The 23,966-nt window shown below is 71.6% G+C and carries 29 protein-coding genes and 1 pseudogene; 6 read left to right on the top strand and 24 right to left on the bottom strand.

What is annotated here, in order from left to right; all coding sequences use genetic code 11:
- The first annotated feature begins 23 nt into the window (after window positions 1-23).
- Window positions 24-1,031: a non-homologous end joining protein Ku gene (ku, locus tag DEJ14_RS01725; RefSeq protein WP_111085829.1), complete on the top strand. Its 1,008-nt coding sequence runs from the start codon at window positions 24-26 to the stop codon at window positions 1,029-1,031.
- 46 nt (window positions 1,032-1,077) lie between these two features.
- A complete protein-coding gene (locus tag DEJ14_RS01720) occupies window positions 1,078-1,698 on the top strand; it encodes an antibiotic biosynthesis monooxygenase (RefSeq protein ID WP_111085830.1) in 621 nt (206 codons plus the stop codon).
- Here DEJ14_RS01720 and DEJ14_RS01715 read toward each other — a convergent pair.
- From DEJ14_RS01715 to uriH, 6 genes are read right to left on the bottom strand one after another with little or no spacing between them, the layout of a single operon-like run.
- Entirely contained in the window at window positions 1,695-2,303 is a 609-nt protein-coding gene (locus DEJ14_RS01715) for a TetR/AcrR family transcriptional regulator (protein ID WP_181437570.1), read from the bottom strand. The genes DEJ14_RS01720 and DEJ14_RS01715 overlap by 4 nt on opposite strands.
- Window positions 2,300-3,010, bottom strand: coding sequence for a DUF998 domain-containing protein (locus DEJ14_RS01710; RefSeq protein WP_111085832.1), 711 nt, complete (start codon window positions 3,008-3,010; stop codon window positions 2,300-2,302). The genes DEJ14_RS01715 and DEJ14_RS01710 overlap by 4 nt, the downstream gene beginning before the upstream one ends.
- A gap of 19 nt (window positions 3,011-3,029) precedes the next feature.
- Window positions 3,030-3,974, bottom strand: a complete 945-nt coding sequence (locus DEJ14_RS01705; RefSeq protein WP_111085833.1) for a Ppx/GppA family phosphatase — start codon at window positions 3,972-3,974, stop codon at window positions 3,030-3,032.
- Between the two features lie 28 nt (window positions 3,975-4,002).
- On the bottom strand, window positions 4,003-4,884 hold the full coding sequence (locus DEJ14_RS01700; RefSeq protein ID WP_111085834.1) for a ribokinase: 882 nt from the start codon (window positions 4,882-4,884) through the stop codon (window positions 4,003-4,005).
- Complete coding sequence (gene uriT, locus DEJ14_RS01695) at window positions 4,881-6,311, bottom strand: uridine transporter UriT (protein WP_111085835.1); 1,431 nt, start codon at window positions 6,309-6,311, stop codon at window positions 4,881-4,883. Before uriT ends, DEJ14_RS01700 begins: the two co-directional genes overlap by 4 nt.
- A 5-nt stretch (window positions 6,312-6,316) precedes the next feature.
- Window positions 6,317-7,312, bottom strand: coding sequence for a uridine-preferring nucleoside hydrolase UriH (uriH, locus tag DEJ14_RS01690; protein WP_111085836.1), 996 nt, complete (start codon window positions 7,310-7,312; stop codon window positions 6,317-6,319).
- Between the two features lie 163 nt (window positions 7,313-7,475).
- Here uriH and DEJ14_RS01685 point away from each other — a divergent pair, with 163 nt between their 5' ends.
- Window positions 7,476-8,474, top strand: coding sequence for a LacI family DNA-binding transcriptional regulator (locus DEJ14_RS01685; RefSeq protein ID WP_258373301.1), 999 nt, complete (start codon window positions 7,476-7,478; stop codon window positions 8,472-8,474).
- Between the two features lie 173 nt (window positions 8,475-8,647).
- Here the strand turns inward: DEJ14_RS01685 and DEJ14_RS01680 are convergent, their stop codons facing one another.
- From DEJ14_RS01680 to DEJ14_RS01635, 9 genes and pseudogenes are all read right to left on the bottom strand, one after another.
- Window positions 8,648-10,351 carry an MDR family MFS transporter gene (locus DEJ14_RS01680; RefSeq protein WP_111085837.1) on the bottom strand — a complete coding sequence of 568 codons (1,704 nt, stop codon included), beginning with the start codon at window positions 10,349-10,351 and terminating at the stop codon, window positions 8,648-8,650.
- Window positions 10,348-10,968, bottom strand: coding sequence for a TetR/AcrR family transcriptional regulator (locus tag DEJ14_RS01675; RefSeq protein WP_258373302.1), 621 nt, complete (start codon window positions 10,966-10,968; stop codon window positions 10,348-10,350). Before DEJ14_RS01675 ends, DEJ14_RS01680 begins: the two co-directional genes overlap by 4 nt.
- Window positions 10,969-11,020: 52 nt before the next feature.
- Window positions 11,021-11,503 (bottom strand): GNAT family N-acetyltransferase, encoded by a 483-nt coding sequence (locus DEJ14_RS01670; RefSeq protein ID WP_258373303.1) that lies wholly within the window; start codon window positions 11,501-11,503, stop codon window positions 11,021-11,023.
- A gap of 175 nt (window positions 11,504-11,678) precedes the next feature.
- Window positions 11,679-12,232: pseudogene (locus tag DEJ14_RS01660) on the bottom strand (HAD family hydrolase); the annotation flags it as partial.
- A 55-nt stretch (window positions 12,233-12,287) separates the two neighbouring features.
- The gene (locus tag DEJ14_RS01655; protein ID WP_111085839.1) at window positions 12,288-12,929 is read right to left on the bottom strand and encodes an MBL fold metallo-hydrolase; all 642 of its coding nucleotides are present in this window, start codon (window positions 12,927-12,929) and stop codon (window positions 12,288-12,290) included.
- A 57-nt stretch (window positions 12,930-12,986) separates the two neighbouring features.
- Window positions 12,987-13,412 (bottom strand): MarR family winged helix-turn-helix transcriptional regulator, encoded by a 426-nt coding sequence (locus tag DEJ14_RS01650; RefSeq protein WP_111085840.1) that lies wholly within the window; start codon window positions 13,410-13,412, stop codon window positions 12,987-12,989.
- 78 nt (window positions 13,413-13,490) lie between these two features.
- Complete coding sequence (locus tag DEJ14_RS01645) at window positions 13,491-14,063, bottom strand: DUF3618 domain-containing protein (protein ID WP_111085841.1); 573 nt, start codon at window positions 14,061-14,063, stop codon at window positions 13,491-13,493.
- Window positions 14,060-14,506, bottom strand: a complete 447-nt coding sequence (locus tag DEJ14_RS01640) for a phage holin family protein (RefSeq protein ID WP_258373306.1) — start codon at window positions 14,504-14,506, stop codon at window positions 14,060-14,062. The genes DEJ14_RS01645 and DEJ14_RS01640 overlap by 4 nt, the downstream gene beginning before the upstream one ends.
- Window positions 14,503-15,309, bottom strand: coding sequence for a hypothetical protein (locus tag DEJ14_RS01635; RefSeq protein ID WP_111085842.1), 807 nt, complete (start codon window positions 15,307-15,309; stop codon window positions 14,503-14,505). Before DEJ14_RS01635 ends, DEJ14_RS01640 begins: the two co-directional genes overlap by 4 nt.
- A gap of 148 nt (window positions 15,310-15,457) precedes the next feature.
- Between DEJ14_RS01635 and DEJ14_RS01630 the strand changes: the two genes are divergently transcribed.
- Together DEJ14_RS01630 and DEJ14_RS01625 are read left to right on the top strand one after the other, a co-directional pair.
- Window positions 15,458-16,213 carry a glycosyltransferase family 2 protein gene (locus tag DEJ14_RS01630; RefSeq protein WP_111085843.1) on the top strand — a complete coding sequence of 252 codons (756 nt, stop codon included), beginning with the start codon at window positions 15,458-15,460 and terminating at the stop codon, window positions 16,211-16,213.
- Window positions 16,214-16,308: 95 nt separating this feature from the next.
- Complete coding sequence (locus DEJ14_RS01625; RefSeq protein ID WP_111085844.1) at window positions 16,309-16,986, top strand: hypothetical protein; 678 nt, start codon at window positions 16,309-16,311, stop codon at window positions 16,984-16,986.
- Between the two features lie 66 nt (window positions 16,987-17,052).
- Here the strand turns inward: DEJ14_RS01625 and DEJ14_RS01620 are convergent, their stop codons facing one another.
- Window positions 17,053-17,676 carry a helix-turn-helix domain-containing protein gene (locus DEJ14_RS01620; RefSeq protein ID WP_258373307.1) on the bottom strand — a complete coding sequence of 208 codons (624 nt, stop codon included), beginning with the start codon at window positions 17,674-17,676 and terminating at the stop codon, window positions 17,053-17,055.
- A gap of 67 nt (window positions 17,677-17,743) precedes the next feature.
- On the opposite strand from DEJ14_RS01620, the gene DEJ14_RS01615 reads away from it, so the two are divergent.
- Complete coding sequence (locus DEJ14_RS01615; protein ID WP_111085845.1) at window positions 17,744-18,733, top strand: NAD(P)/FAD-dependent oxidoreductase; 990 nt, start codon at window positions 17,744-17,746, stop codon at window positions 18,731-18,733.
- Window positions 18,734-18,795: 62 nt separating this feature from the next.
- Here DEJ14_RS01615 and DEJ14_RS01610 read toward each other — a convergent pair whose 3' ends face one another.
- The 8 genes from DEJ14_RS01610 to DEJ14_RS01575 form a co-directional block, all read right to left on the bottom strand.
- Complete coding sequence (locus DEJ14_RS01610; RefSeq protein ID WP_111085846.1) at window positions 18,796-19,161, bottom strand: pentapeptide repeat-containing protein; 366 nt, start codon at window positions 19,159-19,161, stop codon at window positions 18,796-18,798.
- A complete protein-coding gene (locus DEJ14_RS01605) occupies window positions 19,113-19,460 on the bottom strand; it encodes a hypothetical protein (protein ID WP_111085847.1) in 348 nt (115 codons plus the stop codon). Before DEJ14_RS01605 ends, DEJ14_RS01610 begins: the two co-directional genes overlap by 49 nt.
- Window positions 19,461-19,494: 34 nt before the next feature.
- Window positions 19,495-19,905 carry a DUF6314 family protein gene (locus tag DEJ14_RS01600; RefSeq protein ID WP_111085848.1) on the bottom strand — a complete coding sequence of 137 codons (411 nt, stop codon included), beginning with the start codon at window positions 19,903-19,905 and terminating at the stop codon, window positions 19,495-19,497.
- Between the two features lie 9 nt (window positions 19,906-19,914).
- A complete protein-coding gene (locus DEJ14_RS01595; protein ID WP_111085849.1) occupies window positions 19,915-20,169 on the bottom strand; it encodes an SHOCT domain-containing protein in 255 nt (84 codons plus the stop codon).
- Window positions 20,166-20,519: an SHOCT domain-containing protein gene (locus tag DEJ14_RS01590; RefSeq protein ID WP_111085850.1), complete on the bottom strand. Its 354-nt coding sequence runs from the start codon at window positions 20,517-20,519 to the stop codon at window positions 20,166-20,168. The genes DEJ14_RS01595 and DEJ14_RS01590 overlap by 4 nt, the downstream gene beginning before the upstream one ends.
- A gap of 174 nt (window positions 20,520-20,693) precedes the next feature.
- Window positions 20,694-21,740: an NAD-dependent epimerase/dehydratase family protein gene (locus DEJ14_RS01585; RefSeq protein ID WP_111085851.1), complete on the bottom strand. Its 1,047-nt coding sequence runs from the start codon at window positions 21,738-21,740 to the stop codon at window positions 20,694-20,696.
- Complete coding sequence (locus DEJ14_RS01580) at window positions 21,740-22,933, bottom strand: zinc-dependent alcohol dehydrogenase (protein WP_111085852.1); 1,194 nt, start codon at window positions 22,931-22,933, stop codon at window positions 21,740-21,742. The genes DEJ14_RS01585 and DEJ14_RS01580 overlap by 1 nt, the downstream gene beginning before the upstream one ends.
- Before the next feature lie 124 nt (window positions 22,934-23,057).
- Complete coding sequence (locus DEJ14_RS01575) at window positions 23,058-23,945, bottom strand: aminoglycoside phosphotransferase family protein (protein WP_111085923.1); 888 nt, start codon at window positions 23,943-23,945, stop codon at window positions 23,058-23,060.
- Window positions 23,946-23,966 lie beyond the last annotated feature (21 nt).

Below are 23,966 nucleotides of genomic sequence, written 5' to 3'. Positions count from 1 at the left end.
GCGGACACGGGCATCATGTGCGCATGAGGTCGATCTGGAAGGGCTCCATCGCGTTCGGGCTCGTCAACGTGCCCATCAAGGTGTACGCGGCCACCGAGACCCACGACGTGTCCCTGCACCAGGTCCACGACGAGGACAAGGGCCGCATCCGCTACAAACGCGTCTGCGAGTTCGGACACGAGGTCGAGTACGCCGACATCCAGCGCGCCTACGACGACGGCGACAAGACCGTGGTGCTGACCGCGGACGACTTCAAGCAGCTCCCCGAGGAGCAGTCGCACGAGGTCGAGGTGCTCGAGTTCGTCCCCGTCGAGCAGGTCGACCCGATGATGTTCGAGAAGACGTACTACCTGGAGCCCGACTCGCGCTCACCGAAGGCCTACGTGCTGCTGCGCGAGACCCTGGCGAAGACCGACCGCCTCGCGATCGTGCAGTTCACGCTGCGCCAGAAGACCCGGCTCGGCGTGCTGCGCGTGCACGACGACGTCATCCTGCTGCAGGGGCTGCTCTGGGGCGACGAGGTCCGGGCCGCCGACTTCACGGCGCTGGACTCGTCGGTGAAGGTCAGCGCGAACGAGCTGAAGATGTCCTCGTCGCTCGTCGAGAGCATGTCGACGGACTTCGATCCGGACCGGTACACCGACTCCTACCAAGAGGAACTGCAGCAGCTCATCGACGCCAAGCTCGACGCCGGTGACGACATCGACACCGAGAAGACGTTCGGCGCGAAGGACGACGAGGACGACGAGGGTGAGGGCGGTGACGTCCTCGACCTGATGGCCGCCCTGCGTGCGTCCGTGGACAAGAAGCGGACAGGAGGCTCGGGGTCGCGCTCGTCGTCCAGCTCGCGTTCGTCGTCGGGTTCCGACTCGAGCGCGTCCGGCTCGACGAAGAAGACGCCGGCGAAGAAGGCGCCTGCCGAGAAGACTGCGCCCGCGAAGGCCACCGAGAAGAAGACCCCGGCGAAGAAGGCGCCCGCCAAGAAGCCAGCGGCCAAGAAGGCGCCCGCCGAGAAGAAGCAGGCGAGCTAGGACCGTCCGACACGAGCCGGTAACACACGTCCGCGAGACTGGACCCATGACTCCACAAGAGCCTGGGAGCCTGCAGTCGTCACCCGAGACCGCCGGCCCGCCCGTCACCGTGTCCATCACCCGCCTGGTCGAACCCGACCGCATCCCCGAGGTCACCCACTGGGTGCAGTCCGGCGTGAACCTCGCCAACCGCTACCCGGGCTTCCTCGGCTCCGGGTGGGTGCGGTCCCGGGCACAGTCCCGCGAGTGGCACATGCTCTACCGCTTCGCCGACCACGACTCGCTCGCCACGTGGGAGAACTCCGACGACCGGCTCCGCTGGCTCGACCTCGGCCGCGACCTGGTCGTGGAGTCCCGCGTCGAGAAGCGCACCGGGATCGAGGGCTGGTTCGACGTCCCGCAGGACGCCCCGGCCTCGAGCGCTCCCCCGCGGTGGAAGCAGGCGGTGAGCATCTGGCTCGGCTTCTTCCCGGTGAACCTGGCGTTCACGATCGTCGTCGGGCTGCTCGTGCCGTCGTTCGCGGGACTCGCAGCGCTGCCGCGGGTGCTCATCACGACACTCGTGCTCACGCCGATCATGACCTTCTGGGTGCTGCCGTTCGTGACGAAGCTGATCCGTCCGTGGCTGCTCGCTCCGCCGAGGTCCGCGCGGACGACACGGACCTAGCCGACCGCCCCCGGCACGTCGCCGCCGTGTCCGAGGGCGTCCCACGCCACCCGCAGCACGTGCGGCCGGGCCTCGGTCGCCGAGGCGTCGTCCTCGTAGGTCAGCGCGAGCATCATGATCGCGCCGAAGGCACCGGACACCCGTGCTCGTCGGTCGAGCGACGCGGCCGCGGGGTCGCCGAGGTCCAGGCCGAAGAGTTCGAGCAGGATCGCGGCCACCGGGACCAGCCGCGCACCGACGTCGTCACCGCGTCGCAGCGTGAACGCGGCGAGGGCGAGCTCCGCCCACCCCGGCCGGGCGAGTGCGAGGTCGGTGATCCCGGCCAGCGCCGCGGCGTCGCGGTCCGGACCGAACGGCATCAGCCGGATCGTCTCGCGCACCGTGTCGGTCTGCGCGGTGCACTGCGCGAGTGCGGCCTCGACGAGCTGCTCCTTGCTCGTGAACCGGGCGAGGATGCCCGCCTTCGAGTACCCGGCCTGGTCGGCGACGGCCTGCACGGCGGTGTCCTTGATGCCGCGGCGGGCGATGAGCCCGGCGGTGATGTCCAGGACGTCCCCGTTGATCTCCTCGGCGGAGGGCCGAGCCCGGCGCGCGGGGCGGGTCACGCGCCGACCGCTGCGGCCCGTGCCGCCCGCCGGTGCCGGGTCCCCGCGACCAGCAGGGTGATCCCGGTCATGAGCTCCCACGCGACGATCGTGTACACGGACGCACGCTCCCACACGCCGTCGGGGAGCACGTCGATCACCGTCGACGACGAGTCGACGACGAGCATCACGAGGGAGACGAGACCGACGATGCCGAGCACGACACTCGTGATCCGGTAGGCCGCCGGTGCCCGCAGCGACCGGGACCCGATGCCGACGGTGATCGCCACGAGGTTGCCGGTCGTGATCGCTGCCGCGGCGCCGAGCACGTGGAACACGATGGTGCCACCGTCGGTGCTCGTCTGACTGCCGTGGAACGAGCCGACCAGCACCATCCCGACCAGGTGGACCACGGCGAGGACCGCGGTCGCCACCCGCGCACGGCGGGACGCGGCACGGAACACCACGACGGCGAGCACCGCTGCGATCCCGAACAGGACGCCCTGCCCTATGAACGTCGTGTTCATGAGCACGTGCAGCGGCGAGTCGATCGACCGTCCCTGGAACGCGCCGACGTCGGGGACCCCGAGGTCGGAGATGTAGTTCGTCGCGTAGCTGTAGCCGGGGAACGCCGACGCCGAGACGGCCTCGCCGACGAGCCATCCGACCCCCGCGACCGCCCAGAGTATGCCGGGGACGAGCGTACGAGGTGTGTCCGTTTTGGTCATGTACTGACCATAACGGTCACTACTGGGAGTTGCCCAGCACCGACAGCTGGTCGAGCCGCTCGAGGATCACGCCCTCGCGGAGCGCCCACGGGCAGATCTCCAGTGCCGGCAGGTCGAAGATGTCGAGGCAGGCCGCGGCGACGAGCGCTCCTGGCACCACCTGGTGCACCCGGCTCGCCGACACCCCTGGGAGCTCCGCCAGCTCGGCGACCGACATGGTCAGCAACGCCGGCAGCTTGGACCGGAGCACGTCGCCGTCGAGCACCCGCGGCACGAGCGGACCGGCCCCCGACGGCGCCGCCCCGCAGATCCGCGCGATCGACCGGAAGGTCTTCGAGGTCGCCACGGCACGGTCCGGACGCCCGGCGCGGAGCAGCTTGCCGGCGTCGCGGGCGATCTCGACCCGGATCTCGTGCCGGATGCGGCGGACGTCGTCCTCGGTCGGGGTGCCCGCCGCGAAGTAGGAGCGGGCGAGCCGAGCTGCGCCGATCGGCATCGACCACGCGACGTCCGGCGCCTCGTCGGCTCCGCCGGCGATCTCGAGCGAGCCGCCGCCGATGTCGAAGACCGCGAGCCGTCCGGCGGACCACCCGAACCACCGCCGGACGGCCAGGAACGTCAGCCGCGCTTCGTCCCCACCGGACAGGACGGCGAGCTCCACGCCGGTCGAGGCCTCGACGTGGGCGAGCACCTCGTCGGAGTTCACCGCGTCGCGCACGGCCGAGGTCGCGAAGGCGAGCATGTCCTCGCAGCCGCGTTCCTCGGCGACGCGGACGGCATCCGCGACGAACCGCGTCAGCGCGTCGACGCCCTGCGGCGTCACCGCCCCGGCGTCGTCGAGGTGCTCGGCGAGCCGAAGCGGCTGCTTGAACGAGGACGCCGGCAGCGGCGCTGCGCCGCCGTGGGCGTCCACCACGAGCAGGTGGCCGGTGTTGGACCCGATGTCGAGGACTCCCACGCGCATGGCACAACGCTAGCGGCCGGGCAAGCGATCAACGGCCGGGAGGCCCGTCCTCCGCCCGCAGGAACGCCTCGAGTTCCGCCGTGGTCGGGTACGAGGCCTGTGCGCCCGCCTTGGTCGCGGCGTACGCCCCGACCCCCACCGCGAACCGTGCGGCGTCGACGAGGGAGTCCCCCGCCGCGAGCCGCAGGGCCACCGAACCCATGAAGGCGTCACCGCAGCCCGTCGTGTCCACCGGCTCGACCCGGACGGCGTCGATCGACACCGGTTCGTCGTCGCCGTCGTGCACGACGCAGCCCGAGCCGCCGCGGGTGACGATCGAGCGCGCGACACCGTGCTCGCCGAGCGACTCGGCCTCGTGCTCGTTGACGAGCAGGACGTCGGTCAGCTCCAGCAGCTCGGCGGGGACGTCCCCGAAGGGCGACAGGTTCGTCAGCACCGTGACCCCGGCGGCGTGCGCCGCCCGGGCTGCGGCGAGGACGACGTCGATCGAGACCTCGAGGCAGAGGCCGAGCACGCCGGCGTCGTCGAAGGCGTCGGCGGGCACGTCGTCCGGCGTCAGCGTGCCGTTGGCGCCGGCGGAGATCACGATGGTGTTCTCGCCGGCGCCGTCGACCGTGATGACGGCGGTGCCGGTGGCCACGCCCTCCCGGACGGCGACGTGCGTCGTGTCCGCACCCGCAGCCGCGACGGAGTCGCGGAGCAGCGCACCGTTCCCGTCGTCGCCGACCGCACCGATCATGCGGACCGTGCCCCCGAGCCTCCCGGCAGCCACCGCCTGGTTGGCGGACTTGCCACCCGGCAGGATCGCCAGGTCGGACCCGTGCAGGGTCTCACCGGGCTTCGGGAACCGCTCGGTCCGGACCACCAGGTCCGCGTTGAGCGATCCGACGATCACGATGGTCTGGGTCAACGGACGGTCTCCTTCTGCGGCGCGACGGACGTGGTCTCGGCGCTCTCCGGGCGGGGGATGAGGAACGAGATCGCGAGCGCGGCGGTCGTGATCACGGCACCGAGCAGCATGCCACCGGAGTACCCGGCGGTGCCCGCGGACCCGCCGACCCCGAGCGCGATCTGCAGCGCCGGCAGGACGGCGAAGCTGACCCCGGCGCCGAGGTTGAACGCACCGGCGTTCAGACCGGGCAGGAAGCCGGGGTTCGACTCCGGCGAGAGCACGATGCCCAGGCCGTTCAGGATGATGTTCGCGATGCCGGCGTACGTGATGCCGATCAGCACGGTCGCGGTGACCAGGACCGGCAGCGAGTGCACGCCCACCAGCGCCATCAGGACCGTCGAGACGATGCTGCCGATCAGTCCGAAGCGGAGCACGGCGCGGTAGCCGATGGTCGGCGCGAGGCGTCCAGCGAACGGACCGACGATCCAACCGACCAGCGCGTACGGGGTGAGGAACACCAGCGAGGCGAGGTCGGGTTCCATGCCGAAGCCGGCGTCGCCGTTCTGCGCGAGCGACGTGACGAGGCCGTTGACGACCGCGAAGACGCCCGTCATGGTCAGGAACGTCGTCGCGAGGAGCGCCCACGTGGCACGGCGCTTCAGGAACCGGGTCTCGACGAGCGGTTCCTGCACGCGGGACTCGACCGCCCAGAAGACCGCGAAGGCGGCGAGCGCGACGACGACACCGCCGATCACCAGTGCCGGGTTGGCGGCGCCGAGCTTGCCGGCCTCGTTGAACGCGGTGAGCAGCGCCCCGACCGAGACGACGAGCGGCACGACACCGATCCAGTCCATCCGGGTACCCGCGGACGGCTTCGACTCGACACCCCACACGGCGACGAGCGCCAGCGCGATGACCGTGACGACGGCGATGACCCAGAAGATCCCGCGGAACCCGAAGTTCGTGGCGATCCAGCCACCGGCCAGGGCGTCCACGCCGGCGATGCCGCCGTTCACGGCCGTGAGCAGACCGAGCGCGGCGCCGTAGCGCTTCGGGTCGGCGATCTCGTTGCGCAGGACGAGCAGGCAGATCGGGACGACCGGACCGGTGACGCCCTGGATGATCCGGCCGGCGAACAGCATCGGCACGTTCACGGCGAGCGCGGCGACGATGCTGCCGACGAGCATCACGGCGAGCATGCCGAGCAGGACGCGCTTGCGGCCGACGATGTCGGACAGGCGCGGCAGGAACAACGAGAACAGCGCCGCGAGCGTGAAGTACAGGGTCTGCGAGAGCCCGATGGTGGCGTCGTCGGTCTTGAGCTCGCGCGCCATGGTGACCAGCGCGGGGCTGAGCATGCTCGCGTTGAGCTGGAACGCGATGCACGCTGCGAGGAGCGCCGCGGTGAGGGCGCCGATCGACTTCTTCGTCGATGTGGTGGTCATGGTTCTCAGATCTCCGAGGTCGTGGTGGTCGTGGCGGGGCGCGGGGTCCAGCCGGTGTCGGGGGTCTCGCCGATGCGCTCGAGGGCGTCGACGACCAGGTCCCAGAACCGTTCGTGGTCGAGCTCCATGGCCGCGCTCGTCCGGCAGTCCTCCGGCGCGGGCGCACGGAAGTCGGCGACGGTCATGCCCAGCGTCAGGGTGCCCTGGGTCTCGATGTGGATCGGGACCTTCACGGCGCGGACGATGGTCGGGTCGATGACGTAGGCGACGGCGCAGGGGTCGTGCACCGGCGGGGCGTCGAAGCCCTGCGCGTCCTTGTAGGTCTGACCGAAGAAGTCGAGCAGCTCGCCGACGAACGCGGCGGGGGCGGTGCCGACGGCGGCGATGCGTGCGGCGACCTCCGGGGTGGCGAGGGCCTGGTGCGTCAGGTCGAGTCCGACCATGACGACGTCCCAGCCGGCGTCGAAGACGATCGACGCGGCCTCGGGGTCGATGACGATGTTGAACTCGGCGACGGGGCTCCAGTTGCCGACGTGCACGCCACCGCCCATGAGCACGACCTGCTTGACGCGCTCGACGATGCGGGGTTCCTTGCGGGCCGCGAGGGCGATGTTCGTCAGGCCGCCGGTCGGCACCAGCGTGACGGTGTGGGGCTCGTGCGCCATGACCGTCTCGATGATCAGGTCGACGGCGTGCCGCTGGTCGAGCTCGAACGATGGCTCGGGCAGCATCGGCCCGTCGAGGCCGCTCTCGCCGTGGATGTCCGGGGCGACCTCGATCTGACGCAGGAGCGGACGATCGGCGCCCGCGGCGAACGGCACCCCGGTGATGCCGGCGATGCGCGCGACGGCGAGGGCGTTGCGGGTGACCTTCGGCAGCGTCTGGTTGCCGACGACGGTGGTGACGGCCAGGAGCTCGATGTCCGGGTTGCCGTGGGCCAGCAGGATGGCGACGGCGTCGTCGTGGCCGGGGTCGCAGTCGAGGATGATCTTCGAGGGCACGCTGGGCGCTCCACTTCTTCGGGGAATCGAGGGGTCTGTGCTCGACGCGGTGGGGATCCGCGCTCCGACAAAGCGTCGTCGCGCAGCGCGTCAAGCGTTTGACATGGAAGCACGTCAAGCGTTTGACGTCAAGTCGTCGAGGCGTCCTCGGTAGCATCGACCCGTGCCTTCATCCGTCGCTCCCGGCCGCCGTGTGACCGCCGCCATGGTGGCCGAGCGCGCCGGCACGAGCATCGCCACGGTCTCCCTGGTCGTCAACGGCAAGGACCGCGGCCGGGTCTCCGTCCCCATCGCCACGCGGGTGCGCGACGCCGTCGACGAGCTCGGCTACGTCGTCGACCACGCGGCGAGCTCCCTGGCGCGGGGCAGCGGCGACCTGGTCGTCCTCATCGCCCCCGACCTGTCGAACCCCTTCTTCGCCGAGGTCATCCGCGGCGTGCGCGACACCATCGGCGACCGGTTCCAGCTCGTGCTGTCGGTCACCGAGCGCGGCGCACAGCCCCTGGCAGCCGACGTCCGCCGCTTCGAACGCCTCCGTCCGGCGGGCATCCTCGTCGACGCCCCGGCCGCCGGCGAGTCGATGTCCGCGAGCGTGCCCGTGGTGCTCCTCGACGCCCCCGGTGGTGCCGAGGCCGTCAACTACGACCTCTCCCTCGGCGTCCACGACCTCGTCGCGCACCTGCACGAACGGGGGCACCGCCGCGTCGGGTACCTCGACGGGACCTCGCGAGCGACGACGTTCGGGGTCCGGCGCGACCTCTTCGAGCAGGAGTGCACCGCCGTCGGCATCACCGTGTCCGAGGTCACCGCCCGCGCCGACCTCACCGTGGACGCCGCTGCCTCGGCCACCGAGCACGTCATCGAGGCCTGGCAGGACGACGACGTCACCGCGGTCGTCGCCGCGGCGGACACCCTGGCCTACGGCGTCCTGCGCGTCGCCGGGTCACTGGGCATCGCGGTCCCCGGGGAGCTCGCGGTCGCCGGCTTCGACGACCTGCCGTCGTCCTCGGTCACGGCACCCGCGCTGACGAGCGTCGCCCTGCCCGGCGCCGACCTCGGGCGCGCGGCCGCGGAACGGCTGCTCGCGACGCTCGACGGCACCGCGGCCGAGCCGGTAGCGCTCCCCACCCGCCTGGTCCGGCGCGCGAGCACCGGCGCGTAGCGCACGGCCGCCGCGAGACTCGACGCTGTCGCGGCGAGACTCGGCTTGGGCGACAGTTCTCGCGCCGACGAGCACGAGATCGGTCGCTGAGCCCGAGACTCGGGGCCGGCCGCGGCAGTGAGCGCGACCGGACGACGGACGGCAGGACGCCGCCGGATCCGGCGGCGCCGCGCTCAGTCGGAGGCGTCCCGGCGGGACGCCGGCGTCTCACCACCCGACGACACGGACTCGGACGGCACGGACTCCGCCCGGCCCGCGCGCTGTGCACGCTCGAGCTCGTCAGCCTCATCACCACCGACGGCCTCACCACGGGCGACCATGCCGGCCGTGTCGGAGAGCGTGATCTGCGGCAGGAACAGGGCGAGCAGGAACGCCACGGCGATGAACGGCAGCAGGTACCAGAACACGGGTGCCAGCGAGTCGGCGTACGCGTTCACGATGCCGTCCTGCACCGCCTCGGGCAGCTTCGCCACGGTCGCGGGGTCGATGCTGCCCGCCGACGACGCCGCATCGGTCGCCGAGCCGCCGGCGCCGGTGAACACGTCGGTGAGCGACGTCGTGAGCCGGGCCGTGAACAGCGCACCGAACACGGCGGTCCCGAGGGAGGCGCCGACCTCGCGGAAGTAGTTGTTCGTCGAGGTCGCGGTGCCCACCTGCTCGGCCGGCACGGCGTTCTGCGCGACCAGGACGACCACCTGCATGATCAGTCCGAGCCCGGCGCCGAAGACGAACAGGTACGCGCAGATCAGCCAGATCGGGGTGGCCGCGGCGAGCTGGGTCATCGCGAGCATGGCGATGGCGACCAGGACCGTGCCGATGATCGGGAACATCCGGTAGCGGCCGGTCTTGGTGATCAGGTTGCCGGACGCGATCGAGGTGCCGATCAGGCCGACCATCATCGGCAGCATCAGCAGACCCGACACGGCAGCCGAGGTGCCGGACGCCATCTGCAGGAACGTCGGGACGAAGCCGATCGCCGCGAACATGCCGATGCCGAGCACCAGGCCGATACCGGTCGCGAGCAGGAACGTGCGGTTCTTGAAGAACGACAGCGGGAGGACCGGGTCCTGCGCACGCGACTCGACGAGCACGAGGAGCGCGGCGGAGACGACGAGCCCGGCGAACCAGGCCCAGGTCTCGTGGGCGTCCCAGCCGTGGTCCTTGCTGCCACCGAACTCCGAGAAGAACACCAGGCACGTGGTCGCGGCGGACATGAAGAGCACGCCGAGCACGTCGATGCGCTTCGTCGCCTTCTTGTTCGGCAGGGTCAGCGCGAACCACGCCACGAAGAACGCCGCGATGCCCACCGGGATGTTGATGTAGAACGCCCAGTTCCAGGTGAGGTGGTCGACGAAGAAGCCACCGAGCAGCGGGCCGCCGATCGCGGACAGGCCGAAGATCGCGCCGAGCGGGCCGAGGTACTTGCCGCGCTGCGAGGCGGGCACGATGTCGGCGATGATCGCCTGCGACAGGATCATCAGACCGCCGCCGCCGAGCCCCTGCATGGCGCGGAACACGACGAGCTGCGTGAAGTCGCCGGCGAAGGCGCACCCGGCCGACGCGATGGTGAACAGGGCGATCGCGATGAGGAACAGGTTGCGGCGGCCCAGGACGTCACCGAACTTGCCGTACACGGGCATCACGATGGTCGAGGCGAGCAGGTACCCGGTCGTCAGCCACGCCTGGTGCGCGACGCCGCCGAGTTCGCCGACGATGGTGGGCATCGCCGTCGAGACGATGGTCTGGTCGAGGCTGGAGAGCAGCATCCCCGCGATGAGCGCGGAGAAGATGATCCAGATCCGGCGCTGCGTCAGCAGCAGCGGCCCGTCGGTGCCGGGGCGGGCACGCTTGGTGGTGCCCGGCGCGGTTGCGCTCATGGTGTGTGGTCCTGTCCGGTGGTGATGGCCGCCCTCATCAGGCGGAGGTTCTGGGTGAGCAGCTCGTCGAACGTCGGGCCGGTGGCCTCGTCGAAGGCGTCGTCGAAGTAGGTCTCCGCCGTCACCTTGAGCAGCCCCGCGGCGGCCTCGGTGACGAGGCGCGCACGGCGGTCGGCGGGATCGTCCCATCCGAACCGCAGCCGCACGGCGTCCGTGATCCGGGCGAGCTGCACGTCGGTCGCCGACAGGAAGCGCGCGACGAGCGCCGGCTCCCGCTCGAAGACCCGGCGCACCAGGACCTCGTCCGCACGATCGATGCCGACACGGTGGAACTGGTCGATCGCCAGCGCGACGATCGAGTCGAGCGGGTCGAGTCCGCCGGGGACGATCCCACCCGCGGCGTACCGGTCGATCGCCTCGACGTCGGCGTGCAGCTCGATGCCGAGCACGGCGTCGTCCTTCGACGCGAAGTGGTTGAAGAACGTGCGCCGTGACACCCCGACGGTCTCGCAGAGCTGCTCGATCGTGAAACCGCTCAACCCGTGCTCGACGGTCGCCCGGCGCGCTTCGCCGATCATGCTCCGGCGGAGCGTGCGGGTGCGTTCAGTCGTGCTCACCGAGCAAGAATTGCACTATCCGCCTGAAAGTGCAATCGGAAGAGCCGTACCCCTACAGCGCCTTCTCGAAGCAGAACGACCACGGCATCGTCGCCGCGTACGGTGCGTAGACCGGGATCGGGCTCCACCCGGTCTTCTCGTAGAGGGCGACCGCGTCGGGCTGCTTGTCTCCGGTCTGCAGGATCAGCCGGCGCGCGCCGAGCTCGCGGCCGATGCGCTCGCACTCGTCGAGCAGTGCGGTGGCGGCACCCTTGCCACGGGCCGACGCCAGCACGATGAGGCGCTTCAGCTCGACCTCGTCGCCGAGCCGCCGGATCGCGATGTGCCCGACGGCGTCGCCGGACTCGTCGAGCGCGAGGACCGAGGCGACGACGGTCGACGGGTCGACCGACAGCGCGCGGCTCCGCTCGGCCGTGATCGCCGGGTCCTCGTCGCCGTTCGCCGAGCCGTAGCGTTCGTGCATCTCGTCGTCCATGCGGGCGCGGAGCACCACGGATCGGGGGTCGTCCCAGGACACGCGTTCGATCGTGATCACGGTCGACGATCCTGTCACGGATGCCAGCGGCGGTGCACGCTCACGCGCGCCCACCCAGCGCGGCGATCGCGCCGTCCCCGGACCGCAGCGCGGCGAGCACGGCAGCGGCGTCGTCGTGGACCTCGGCGGCGCCGGCTCCGCGGAGTTCGTCGCCGCCGATGCCGCCGGTCATCACCGCGACGCAGGTCACGCCGACGCGTCCGGCCGATTCGACGTCCCACATCGCGTCGCCGACCATCACGGCAGCATCGGCACGCACACCGGCCCGGTCCAGCGCCACCTGGATGATCCCGGGTCCGGCTTCGCCTGTTCGACGTCCTCGGAGCTCGTCACCGCGGTGAGCCACTCCTCGGCGTCGAGCAGTTCGCGCAGCCGCGTCAGTTCGTTCTCCGGCGCGCTCGTCGCCAGGACGACGGCGTGCCCGGCCTCGGCGACCGTACGGAGCAGCTCACGGGCGCCCGGCAGCAGCCGCAGCTGGGGCATGTGCTCGGCGAAGTAGGCGGTGTTGAACTGCTTGACGGTGTCGCGCGTCTCGTCGGAGGCGTCCGGCAGCAGCTTCTCGAGCAGCTTCGCGGAGTCCATGCCGATCGCGCGGTGGATCCGCCAGGCGTCCACGGACTCGCCCGCTGCGCGGGCAGCTCGCCACCAGGCGTCGATGTGGGCGTAGTTCGAGTCGACGAGCGTGCCGTCGATGTCGAAGAGGACTGCGGTCGAGGGAGCGTCGGACATCCCTCCATGCTGCCCGGGAGGCGCGGATCGCCTCCCAGGAGCACGGTCGCGTCCGTCAGACGGTGATCGATTCCCCCGCGGGCAGGATCAGGACCGGCACCGGTCCGAGACCGTCCGAGCCGAGGAACCGCGCGGTGGACTGCTGGCCGAGTTCGCTCAGCATCGCCTCGTGGATCTGCACGGCACGCTCCGGCGCCACCGATCGGACGTAGTCGACCGCGGCGGCAGTGCTCGTCCACGGACCGCTGGTCGGCAGGAGCAGCGTCTGCACGGGGACACCCGGCTCGAGGTACGCGTCGCCCGGGTGGAACACCGTGTCGTTCACCAGGTACCCGACGTTCGCGATCGTCGGGATGTCGCGGTGGATGACCGCGTGCTCCTCGCCGAAGGCCTGCACCGAGAACGGGCCGATCTCGAACGCGTCACCGGCGCGGACCGCCCTCACGCGACCGTCGTGGTCGCCGAGCTGTTCGACGACCGCACCGGGAGCCCGCACCACGAGGGCGTCGTTCGCGGCGAGCCCGGCGCGGACGGCCTCGACGTCGAAGTGGTCGGGGTGCTCGTGGGTGATGAGGACGCCGGCAGCTGCGCGGACGAGGTCGGCGGCCTCGGGCGTGAACACACCCGGGTCGATGACGAGGGTGGTGCCGTCCTGCTCGAGGACGATGGTGGCGTGGGTGTACTTCGTCAGCTCCATGGCGACAACTCTACAACCGTGTTGTACTTCTGGTGGCCGATCCGGGTGAGGGAGCACTCAGTCGGCGCGCCGGGCCAACCGTTCGAAGATGCCGGGCAGGCGTTCGAGGGCCGCGCGTTCCTCGTCGTCGAGTTCCTCGCGGATCGCAGTCGCCAACCAGTCGGCCCGCGCCGTCATGTCCCGGCGGAGGACCTCGCTGCCGGTGTCGGAGATGCGGATGACCGACACGCGGCGATCGGTGTCCGACGCCGTCCGCTCGACGTACCCGAGGTCGGCGAGCTCCCCCACCGTGCGCGACTGCCCCTGGTGCTTCACCGCCCGGCGACGTGCCAGCTGCGCGATCGGCATCGGCCCCTCGCGCTCGAGGAACCCGAGGGTCGTCGCGTGGGCGGTCGGCAGCGAGTCCGCCTCCCGCTTCGCAGCGCGCACGACGCGACCGATCGCGTGCCGGAGCTCCACGGCGAGTTCGTCGGTCCGGTCCATGCCCGGAACGCTACCGCCTGGACGACGGCAGGCGCGGTGCCAGCCGGCACCGCGCCTGTCGTTCGTGAGCCCGTTGCGTCAGCTGCTGCGGACGTCGTCCGCTGCGTCCTTCGCGTGGTCCTGCACGTCCGAAGCGGCGCCCTGCGCCTCGTCCTTGACGGTCTGGGCGGCGTCCTGCGCAGTGCCCTTGAGATCCTGCGCGTGCCCCTTCGCGGCGTCCCCGAGCTGCGACCCGGCGTCCTTCGCCTGTTCCTTGACCTCGTCGACCAGGGGCGCTGCCTTGTCCTTGAGTTCGACGGCCAGCTCCTCCTCCTTGTCGCTCGCGGGGATGAGCGACGACACGAGCCAGCCGGCACCGAAGGCGATGAGTCCGATCGCCAGCGGTGCCCCCTTGGCCTGCTCGACCCCGCGCTGGGCGACGTCCTTCGCCTGGTCCGCGGCACTGGACGCCGAGCCCGAGGCGCTCGACTTCGCGGAGTCCGCGGCGCCCATCACGGATTCGCGGACGCCCTGGAACCGGCTCTTCACCTTCTCGGTCTGGCGGTGGGCGATCGAGGACGGGCTGACCTTGTCGGCCAGGGCGTCGACGTCGGAGCCGAGTTCGCCGCGGGTGCGCTCGATGTCGGCGCGGATCTCGTCTGGGGTGCTCATGGCTTCCTCCCGGTGGTGGTGGGCTTGAGTGTTTCGGGGACTTCCTTGGCGGTGGCGACCGTCTGGGGCAGGCCCGTGATCTCCTTGGCCGCAGCGCGACCACGGAGACCGAGGACGACGGCGACGATCGCGTAGACCGCAGCGACGATGAGGGCGGACCACGCGTTGCCGACGGCGTACCCGATGGCCCACCAGGCGGCGATCGAGACGAAGAGCAGCGAGAAGAACGCGGTGAGTCCGGCGCCGCCGAACATCCCGCCCGCCTTGCCGGCCTTCTTCGCCGAGTCGGTCAGCTCCGCCTTCGCGAGGGCGATCTCCTGCCGGAACAGGCTGGAGAGGTCGCGCGAGACGTCGGAGAGCAGTTCGCCGAGCGGTGTCGTGGCGGCCCGTTCCTCGGGTGTCGGCTCGCCCGGCGAGGTCGCACCCGGCACGGTGTGGCTCACAGGGCGCTCCCGGGGCCGGTCCCGGTGCCGGTGTGGGTCGCGGTGGGCCCGTCCCCGGCTTCCTTCTCGTGCTTGGCGTCGGCGGCGAGCGCCTTCGTCAGCCGACCGGCGAGGATGCCGGCGCCGGCGGCGATCGCGATGAACGTCCCCGGACGCTTCGCGGCGAAGCTCTTGACCTCGTCGAGGAGCGAGCCCGGGTCCCGGTTCTCGAGGAACCCGGCGGCCGAGGTCGCACGGCCGGACAGGTCGCGGACGACCTTGGCGGCCACGCCCTGGTCCTCGTCGTTCTCGGCCATGCGACCGAGCTGCTCGCCGAGGCTGCGGAGGCCTCCGGCAGCGCGCTCCTGCTGCTCGCCGGCTTGCTGCTTGAGGTTCTCCGACGCCTGGCCGTAGAGCTGCTTCGCGTGGTCGGTCGCCTCGGAGGCGACCTTCGAGGCCTGCTCCTTGGCCGTGCCGGCGACGTCCGCGGCCTTGGCCTTCGCGTCCCCGGCGACGTCCTGCGCGGCACCCTTGGCCGCGTCGGCCGTGCCCGACTCCGCGCTGGCCGTGCCCGACTCCGCGCCGGCCTTGCCCGACTCCGCATCGGCCGGGACGGCGTCGAGGGGTGCGCTGAACGGCACCTCCGCGTCGTCGCCGTACGGGTCGTACGCCTGCGCGACGTCCGGGTCCGTCGGTCCGGCTGCGGGCACGCCGCTCGCGAACGACGGCACGGTCACGCCGGGACGGACCTCGTGGCCGTCGGAGGCGGCCGTGCGGTCGTGGATGGGCGTCCCGGAGTCGTTCCCGGGTGGGTTCGTGGTCATGGTCGGCCTTCCGGTTGTCCGTCACCACCGGCGTGCACCGGCGGCGTTGCGTGACCGAAGGTGCGCGCTCCGCGGTGTGCCCGAGCGCAGGAACGCCACGGAACGCGGACCGGCTGTCCGCACAGCGAACCTCCGGTTGGATCGGAGGATGGTCCGCGTCTCCGTCGTCATCCCCGTGCGCGACGACGCTGCGCACCTGCGACGCTGCCTCGACGCCCTCGCAGTGCAGACGCTGCTCGCCGACGAGGTCGTCGTGGTCGACAACGGCAGCCAGGACGACAGTGCCGAGGTCGCCCAGGCAGCGGGGGCGGTCGTGCTCACCGAACGCATCCGTGGCATCGCCCGGGCCTCGGCGCGCGGCTACGACCGGGCCTCCGGGGACGTCCTCGTCCGGCTCGACGCCGACTCCGTCCCGCCGCCGGGGTGGATCGCCGACGCGGTGCGGCTGTTGGCCGATCCGTCGGTCGTCGCGGTGACCGGACCCGGATGTCCGCACGACGGCGGACCGCTGATCGGCCGACTGTGGGACGCCGTCTACATGCGGCCGTACTTCGCGCTCATGTGGGCCGCGCTCGGCCGCCCACCGCTGTTCGGTTCCGCGATGGCGATGCGGCGGTGGACCTGGGACGCGGTCCGCAGCCGAACGCACCGCGAGGACCCCGAGGTGCACGACGACGTCGACCTGAGCATGCAGCTCGACCCGGCCTGGCGGGTGGTGGCCGACCCCGTGCTCACGGTGCAGGTGTCCGCGCGACCGTTGTCGGGCCTCCCGTCCGCCCTGCTGCGGACGCGACGCGCCTTCCACACGTTCCGCGTGAACGGACGGCGGGCAAACCCGGTGCGCCGGTGGGCGCGGCGGGTACGCGCGGGGCTGCGGGTACGCCGCGGGTGGCGCACGCGCTGACGGGGTCACGGAACGGTGACGCTTGCGGACGCCGTCAGCACGTCCGTCTACGTTCGGGTGTGCGGGCACGTCCGCACGACGAACGAGGGGGAACGATGCGGCGATCAGCGCGCACGACGACATCCGGGATCACGGCGACGCTGACGGCAGCACTGGCGATCGGACTCGCCCTGTCGGGTTGCGCCCAGAGCGCTCCAGCGGGACCGGGTACGCCGTCCGCGACGACGGCGGAGAGCACCGGCACACCGAGCGCCAGCCCGAGCAGTACTCCGGAGCCCACATCGACGATCACGCAGGTCCCCGGGGTCGACTACGACGGCGGCACGGTGCCGGCGAGCTGCACCGACCTCATCACCCCCGGCAAGTGGGACGACGCGTTCGCCTCCGCTCCGCTGAACGACCCATCGGTCGTCGGCGACCCGGTCGCGATCCCGAAGAGCGCCTTCACCCCCGTCCTGCAGGCCGACGGCAAGCGTCTGTACTGCGTGTGGCGGGAACCGCAGGCCGACATCTCGTACCTGTCGATCGCGGTCGACGTCGTGGACTCGGCAACCGCGAGCGCAGCGCTGCAGAAGCTGCCGGACGACGGCTACGACTGCGGCAACGAGGCCGAGGGCTACCAGTGCCAGAAGGTGTCGAAGAACGAGCAGTACCCCGTCACCGACGGGGACACCTACTTCACACGGGGTGACATCGGCATCCACATCCAGCAGTCGAACATCGAGACCTCGGGGCTCCTCGACGACGTCATGGACCACGTCTTCACGGCGTAGACCGAGCGGGCCAGCGGGTCAGCGGGTCAGCGGGCCAGCGGGCCAGCTGGTCAGCGGGCCCGCGGGTCAGCGCGTCGGTCTCGACCGCACGTGCGCCCGCTCCCCCTGTGGCCCGTACAGGCACAGCACCTCGGTCACCGAGTCGGTGACGTTGCCCATCCAGTGCGGGGTGTGGGTGTCGAACTCGGCGACCTCCCCCGGCCCGAGGTCGAGGTCGTGCTCGCCGAGCACCAGGCGCAGGCGGCCGGACAGCACGTAGAGCCACTCGTACCCCTCGTGCGTCTTGAGCGACGGTTCGCCGCCCGGTGTGTTCGGCGGGAACAGCTGCTTGAACGACCGCACGCCGCCGGTGCGCTTCGTCAGCGGCACGACGACCCGGCCGCCGTGCACCTCGGGCTTCATGTGCACCCGGGGGTCGCCTGTCTGCGGTGCTCCGGCCAGGTCGTCGAGCGGCACCTGGTACGCCCGCGCCAGCGGGAGCAGCAGTTCGAGGGTCGGCTTGCGCTGCCCCGACTCGAGCCGCGAGAGCGTGCTCACCGACACCCCGGTCTCTTCGGACAGTGCGGCGAGCGTGACGTCCCGGTGGGCACGGAGCGCGCGCAACCGCGGCCCCACCCCGTCGACGACCTGCGCGGTCGTGCGCGGGATGACCGGTTCCCGCGGGCCGTGCCCGTGTGGGGTGTTGCGCATGCTCGTCATGTTGCCACACTGGCAAGGTTCCTTGCTGTCCGCGCCCGATGGGCCGCATGCTCCCTGCATGCGTGATCACTACGACGTCATCGTCATCGGCGGAGCAGCCGCCGGCCTCTCCGCCGCCCTCGTCCTCGGGCGTTCCCGCCGTTCCGTCCTCGTCGTCGACGCGGGCGAGCCCCGCAACGCGCCGTCGGCCGGCGCCCACAACTACCTCGGGCGCGAGGGCATCACCCCCGCCGAGCTGTCCGCGATCGGTCGAGACGAGGTCGCCGCCTACGGAGTCGAGGTGACGGCCGGGAGGATCGTGGCCGCGTCCGCCACGACGGGCAACGGCACCGACCCGGTCGGCTTCTCGGTCACGCTGGACTCCGGCACGGTCGTCACCGCCCGCAGGCTCGTCGTCGCCTCCGGCGCCGTGGACGTCCTGCCGCAGGTGCCGGGCCTGGCCGAACAGTGGGGGCGCGGGGTCGTGCACTGCCCGTTCTGCCACGGGTGGGAGATCCGCGACCAGCGCATCGGCGTGCTCGTGACGACACCGAACGGCGTGCACCACGCGCTGATGTTCCGGGCGTTGAGCGAGCACGTGACGGCGTTCGTCACCGATCCGGCACTCGTCGACGACACCGCCCTGGCAGGTTTGCAGGCCCGCGGGATCGAGGTCGTGGACGACACGGTCACGCAGGTGCGCTCGTCAGAGGGCACGCTGACCGGGGTCACGCTCGGCTCCGGCGAGGTCGTCGAACTCGACGCTCTCGCCGCGGCGAGCACCGCTGAGGCGCGCGTGGACTTCCTGGCCGGGCTCGGCCTGGTCGCCACCGACCAGTTCATGGGCGATTTCCGGTACGCGAGCGCGCTGACGGTCGACCCGGCCGGGCAGGCCTCGGTGCGCGGTGTGTACGCGGCCGGCAACGTGGCGGCCCCGATGGCGACGGTCATCGCGTCCGCTGCCGCCGGGGTCCAGGCGGGAGCGGCCGCGCACGGCGACCTGGTGCAGGCCGACCTGGCGGCGGCGTTGGCCGCGGCGGCGGTGGGCTCTGGGCGAGTCTCGGCCTGAGCGACACTCCTCGCGCTCGGAGCCGCGAGGAGTGTCGTCCACCCCGAGACTCGGGGCAGCCGTCAGGCGACGCGGTAGCCCGCCTGCGCCGCCAGCAGCGGGGCGAGCGTGTACAGCTGGTCGGCGCCGATCGTCGCACCGCGGAACCCCTCGAGCCGCTCGACCCGGTCGAGGTCGGCACCCCGCAGGTCCACGTGGTCGATCCGGGTGTTGGACCCCTCGGCGTCGCGGATGCTGCTGCCCTCGAACGACACCCGGAGCAGCTTCGCGTCCGCGATGTCGAGCTCGTCGATGACGCAGTCGCGGAACACCACGTCGGTGAGTGTCGATCCGCGCAGGTTCACGAACCCGAACTTCATCCCGACGAACTCGACGCCGTTCAACCCGGAGTCGTACAGCTCGCCGGAACCGATGCGACCGCCGGACACCCGGACCTCGCGCCACGAACTGCTCGATGCCCGCAGCACGGGGCGTCGAGCGTGTCGATGATCGAGTCGTGCACCCGCAGACCACGGAAGTCGGCGCCGTCGCCCCGCAGCGTGTCGATGACGCACTCCTCGATCTCGAGATCCGGCAGGCGCTCACCGGCCAGGTCGAGCACACCGATGCGCTTCCCCTCGATGCGGTCGCCGGTCAGGACGTCGCCGGGGCCGGGGACCCAGTCCTGCAGGTCGACGGGCTCGGTCAGGGTGATGCGCGGGGTCTCGGTGCCGGAGGAACGTGCCATGGACTCAGTCTGGCGCGTGCCGGTGACGTCGTGGTCACGCCGATGAGCGGGTGAGCACGCTGTCGAGCCGGTAGTCCTTCGCCGGGCCCCGGGCTTCCCAGCGCACGGTCCACCGCTGCTCGTCGCCGTCCAGGGCCCCGGTGTAGTCGTCCGGTGCACAGGCGTGGGCCACGCTCGTGCCCCACACCCAGTCGTGGAACACCCGGCCGTCGGCGAAGTGCACGGTCCATGCGTGGTCATCGTCACGCCGGACGGTCAGCGTCCGGGACACCGGGGTGGTCCGGCCGTCGAAGGTCATCACTCCCGCTTCGTCCCAGCGCACCTCGTCCGCGCCGACCGCGGTCAGCGTCGTGGTGCCGGTGACGACGCCCTGCACGCCGGCACGCCGGTCGTCCAGCGTCCGACGGAGCACCCACTCCCCCAGCAGGTCCGTCGGCAGCAGCACTTCCCCAGGCTAACCGCGCAGGGCGTCGGCCCGGGCCGCCCGGTGCTCGTCGTCGGTGATCGCCCCGCGGGCGTGCAGGTCGTCGAGTTCCGCCAACCGCTGCTCACGGAGCGTGCGCGGCGCACCGTCGGAGCGACGGCTCCGGACGACCGCGATCCACACGGTGACGACGACGGCGACCACGATGAGCCCCATCACCACGCTCCACACGATGTCGTACAGCGGCGGGATGAGCGGGTTGTGCAGCTCCTCGGAGGCGATCATCCGCGCAGGGCCTCGGCTCGCGCCGCCCGGTGCTCCTCGTCGGAGTTCACACCGCGGGCGTGCAGGTCGTCGAGTTCGGCGAGCCGCTGTTCGAGCGGCTTCTCGGGCGCGAGGGTGCGGCTCCGCATCGCCTGGTACGCGATGTCCTCCTGCAGGGTGAGCGGGTTCTGACCGCGGTCGGCCATCCGTTTGCCGCGGTGGAGCGTCAGGACGACGATCGTCAGGGTGGTGAGGATCGTCAGGGCTGCGACGACCCCGAACGCGATGCCGAACCAACCGCCGAACAGGTCGGACATCCCCGAGCCGTCCGGTCCCTCGAGTTCACTGAACGCCGACCAACTGAGCACCATCGCGCTCCCCCTTCTCACAACGACCAGCGAATCGTAGCGCGACCCGAGCGCCCGTTCCTTCCCATCACACCCGCGCTGGAACGTGGAAACGGGCGTACCCGGTCGAAACTTCCGACCCGGTACGCCCGAAAGCACCCGGTACGCCCCGGCAGCGCCAGCCCCCGCCCAGACCAGCTACCCCCGCAGCGGATCCGACGCGGCCACGTGCGCACCGTCCGCGAACCCGGCCACGAGCGCACGCAACGCGTCTTCGGAGGTGTGCCGGGCCTCCCATCCGAGCACCGACCGGGCACGGTCGGTCCGCATGATCGGCACGCCGGCCGCGATGTCGATCCAGCCGGCGTCCGTCGGCTGCAACCGCAGCCGCCACGTGAGCGTCACGATCCCGCGCAGCAGTCCGAGCGGGATCCGGACGGCACCGAGCATGCCGAAGGCCCGGGCCAACCGCGGCGGGTTGAGCACGGGCGACGCGGCGATGTTGAACGCTCCGCCGGCGCGCTGGTCGACGGTCCGCCAGTACGCGTCGGCGACGTCGTCGGCGTGCACCGCCTGGAACACGAACGGGTACGGCAGGGGCAGCACGAGCCACCGGATCCACCGCACGATCGACATCGGCACGAGGTGCCCGAGGAACAGCCCGCGGATCTCGGCGGCGGCGTCCCGCTGGAAGATCAGGCCGGGGCGCAGCCGCGTGACGACCACGGACGGATGGTCTGCCTCGAACGCGTCCATCGCCGCTTCGTTCGCGGCCTTGTGGATCGAGTACGTCGCGGTGGGGATGCCGTCGGTCGGCCAGCTCTCGTCGACCGGGGTCCGCTTTCCTGCGGCGTCGACGCCCCGGTAGGTCCCCACCGACGACGCGACGACGACCTGCGGGACCCCTGCTCGAGCGACGGCCGACAGCACGTTCGCGGTGCCGGTGACGTTCGTCCGGTACTGCAGCGGGATGTCGTGCGTCGGCTGCAGCGCCCAGGCCAGGTGGATCACGGCGTCGGCGCCGGTGAAGATCGCAGTGAGCTGGCCGACCGCGTCGGAGGCGCCGACGTCGACGGCGTGCCAGACGGCGGAACGGTAGGGCTCCACGTGCACATCCGGCAGGCGCCGTGCGACGCCGACGATCTCGACACTGTCGTCGCGTCCGCCAGCGGCCCGGGCCTCGGCGAGGCGACGGAGCACCGCCGTCCCGACGTTGCCGGTCCCGCCGACGACGACGATCCGCATCAGGCGGCGGCCAGGGCGGGGTCGAGCACGACCTTCACGCAGCCGTCCTGCTTCTTCTGGAACACCTCGTACATGTGCGGGGCGTCCTCGAGCGACACCCGGTGCGTGGTCAGGTCAAGCGTACCGAGCGGGTCCGACGGGTCCTGCACGAGCGGCATGATGTCGTCGATCCAGTGCTTCACGTTGCACTGTCCCTCGCGGATGGTGATCTGCTTGTCGAAGAGCGTCATCATCGGCATCGGGTCGGCCATGCCGCCGTAGACGCCGCTCAGGGAGACGGTGCCACCGCGACGCACCAGGTCGATCGCGGCGTGCACGGCTGCGAGCCGGTCGATGCCGGCGACCTCGATCGCCTTCTGCGCCAGGGCGTCGGGCAGCAGCCCGGCCGCACGCTGCGCGAAGCCGGCGACGGGGTTGCCGTGCGCCTCCATGCCGACGGCGTCGACGACCCCGTCCGGGCCGCGGCCGTCCGTCAGGTCGACGAGCTCCGGCACGGTGTCCTTGGTCAGGTCGAAGACCTCGGCGCCGTGCTTCGCCCCGAGGTCGCGCCGGACCTGTTCGGGGTCGACCGCGAGCACGCGGTAGCCCAGGTGCTTGCCGATGCGGGCGGCGAACTGGCCGACGGGGCCGAGTCCGAGCACGGCGAGCGTGCCGCCCTCGGGCACGTTCGCGTACTGCACGGCCTGCCACGCGGTGGGCAGGATGTCGCTGAGGAACAGCCACCGGTCGTCGGGCGTGCCGTCGTCCGGGATCACGATGGGGCCGTAGTCCGCGTGCGGGACCCGGAGGTACTCGGCCTGGCCGCCGGGGACCTGGCCGTACATCTTCGTGTAGCCGAACAGCGCCGCACCCGATCCGTACTCGGTGACCTGGGTGGTCTCGCACTGCGACTGCAGGCCGTTCTTGCACATCCAGCAGTGGCCGCACGAGATGTTGAAGGGGACGACGACGCGGTCGCCGACCTTCAGGTTCGTGACGGCGCTGCCGACCTCCTCCACGATGCCCATGGGCTCGTGGCCGAGGACGTCGCCCTTGTCGATGTACGGGCCGAGGACCCGGTACAGGTGCAGGTCGGAGCCGCAGATCGCCGTGGACGTGATCCGCACGATCGCGTCGGTCGGCTCCTGGATGGTCGGGTCGGGGACGGTCTCGACGGACACCTTCTCGGTGCCCTGCCAGGTCAGTGCGCGCACGTCGCGTTCCTCTCGTGGTCGCTTCGGGCCGGCCGGGAGGCACGACTCGCTTCTCCCTCCTCGGTACGCGCCCGCCCCGTGGCGCGTTCACAGCCCCACGCACGACCCCGGGCGCGCCGTCGCGTCAGACGACGGGGTCGGCGAGGACCGCGGCGAGGACGCGTTCGTGTTCCGTACGGTCGCCGGGCCCGGCACTGCCGGCGAGCATGATGAGCGCCTTCCAGAGCGCCCAGCCCCGCCCGCGCGCCCAGGTGTCGGTGTCGAGCCCCACGGCTTCGCGGAACACCGGGCGCGCCACCGGGTCGAGGAACGTCCACGCGAGCACGAGGTCGCACGCCGGGTCACCGACCCCGCACGTGCCGAAGTCGATCAGGGCGGCGAGCCGTCCCGCACCGTCCACGAGCAGGTTGCCCGGCGCCACGTCCCCGTGGAACCAGACCCCCGGACGGTCCCACGCGGTGGCGACCGCGTCGTCCCAGATGCGTTCGCACGCGGCACGGTCGACCCCCGCACCCAGGGTGTCGAGCGCCGCGACGACCTCGGCGCCGTACACCGACGGGTGCTCCCCACGGTGGAACGAGTGCGTGCCCGCGGTGGGTCCACCGGTGGCGGGGAGACTCCGGAGCCGCCGGAGCACCGCCCCGACGTCGGCGGCGAAGCGCTCGTGGTCGAGGTCGACCGCACGCGCGGCCACCGTCCCGTCGAGCCACCGCCGGACCGACCACGGGAACGGGTACCCCTCGCCCGGTTCGCCGAGGCCGACCGTCTCGGGGACGGCGACGTCCAACCGGCGCGCCAGGTACGGCAGGACGTCCTGCTCCTTCTCGACCCCGGGCACGTAGCCGGCGGCACTCGGCAGCCGGACGGACAGCGCGTCGCCGAGCCGGAACGTGCGGTTGTCCCAGCCCTGGTGGTCGACCTCGCGCACGGGCAGCCCGTTCCATTCGGGGAACTGCGTCGCGATCAGTCGTCCCACGAGTGCGGCGTCGATGCGGGGCACCTCGGTGTGCATGGCCCCAGGGTAGGCCGACAC

The organism is Curtobacterium sp. MCJR17_020 (assembly GCF_003234365.2).
Classification (GTDB): Bacteria; Actinomycetota; Actinomycetes; order Actinomycetales; family Microbacteriaceae; genus Curtobacterium.
Note: the sequence above shows the minus strand (reverse complement) of the source record. Positions and strands in the feature narration are given on the sequence as shown.

Bases quoted from the DNA above. Each gene is read 5' to 3' on its own strand.
- ku (WP_111085829.1), top strand. From the start codon at position 24: ATGAGGTCGATCTGGAAGGGCTCCATCGCGTTCGGGCTCGTCAACGTG.
- DEJ14_RS01720 (WP_111085830.1), top strand. From the start codon at position 1,078: ATGACTCCACAAGAGCCTGGGAGCCTGCAGTCGTCACCCGAGACCGCC.
- DEJ14_RS01710 (WP_111085832.1), bottom strand. From the start codon at position 3,010: ATGACCAAAACGGACACACCTCGTACGCTCGTCCCCGGCATACTCTGG.
- DEJ14_RS01705 (WP_111085833.1), bottom strand. From the start codon at position 3,974: ATGCGCGTGGGAGTCCTCGACATCGGGTCCAACACCGGCCACCTGCTC.
- uriT (WP_111085835.1), bottom strand. From the start codon at position 6,311: ATGACCACCACATCGACGAAGAAGTCGATCGGCGCCCTCACCGCGGCG.
- DEJ14_RS01680 (WP_111085837.1), bottom strand. From the start codon at position 10,351: ATGAGCGCAACCGCGCCGGGCACCACCAAGCGTGCCCGCCCCGGCACC.
- DEJ14_RS01655 (WP_111085839.1), bottom strand. From the start codon at position 12,929: ATGGAGCTGACGAAGTACACCCACGCCACCATCGTCCTCGAGCAGGAC.
- DEJ14_RS01650 (WP_111085840.1), bottom strand. From the start codon at position 13,412: ATGGACCGGACCGACGAACTCGCCGTGGAGCTCCGGCACGCGATCGGT.
- DEJ14_RS01645 (WP_111085841.1), bottom strand. From the start codon at position 14,063: ATGAGCACCCCAGACGAGATCCGCGCCGACATCGAGCGCACCCGCGGC.
- DEJ14_RS01635 (WP_111085842.1), bottom strand. From the start codon at position 15,309: ATGACCACGAACCCACCCGGGAACGACTCCGGGACGCCCATCCACGAC.
- DEJ14_RS01630 (WP_111085843.1), top strand. From the start codon at position 15,458: ATGGTCCGCGTCTCCGTCGTCATCCCCGTGCGCGACGACGCTGCGCAC.
- DEJ14_RS01625 (WP_111085844.1), top strand. From the start codon at position 16,309: ATGCGGCGATCAGCGCGCACGACGACATCCGGGATCACGGCGACGCTG.
- DEJ14_RS01620 (WP_258373307.1), bottom strand. From the start codon at position 17,676: ATGCGCAACACCCCACACGGGCACGGCCCGCGGGAACCGGTCATCCCG.
- DEJ14_RS01615 (WP_111085845.1), top strand. From the start codon at position 17,744: ATGCGTGATCACTACGACGTCATCGTCATCGGCGGAGCAGCCGCCGGC.
- DEJ14_RS01605 (WP_111085847.1), bottom strand. From the start codon at position 19,460: ATGGCACGTTCCTCCGGCACCGAGACCCCGCGCATCACCCTGACCGAG.
- DEJ14_RS01595 (WP_111085849.1), bottom strand. From the start codon at position 20,169: ATGATCGCCTCCGAGGAGCTGCACAACCCGCTCATCCCGCCGCTGTAC.
- DEJ14_RS01590 (WP_111085850.1), bottom strand. From the start codon at position 20,519: ATGGTGCTCAGTTGGTCGGCGTTCAGTGAACTCGAGGGACCGGACGGC.
- DEJ14_RS01585 (WP_111085851.1), bottom strand. From the start codon at position 21,740: ATGCGGATCGTCGTCGTCGGCGGGACCGGCAACGTCGGGACGGCGGTG.
- DEJ14_RS01575 (WP_111085923.1), bottom strand. From the start codon at position 23,945: ATGCACACCGAGGTGCCCCGCATCGACGCCGCACTCGTGGGACGACTG.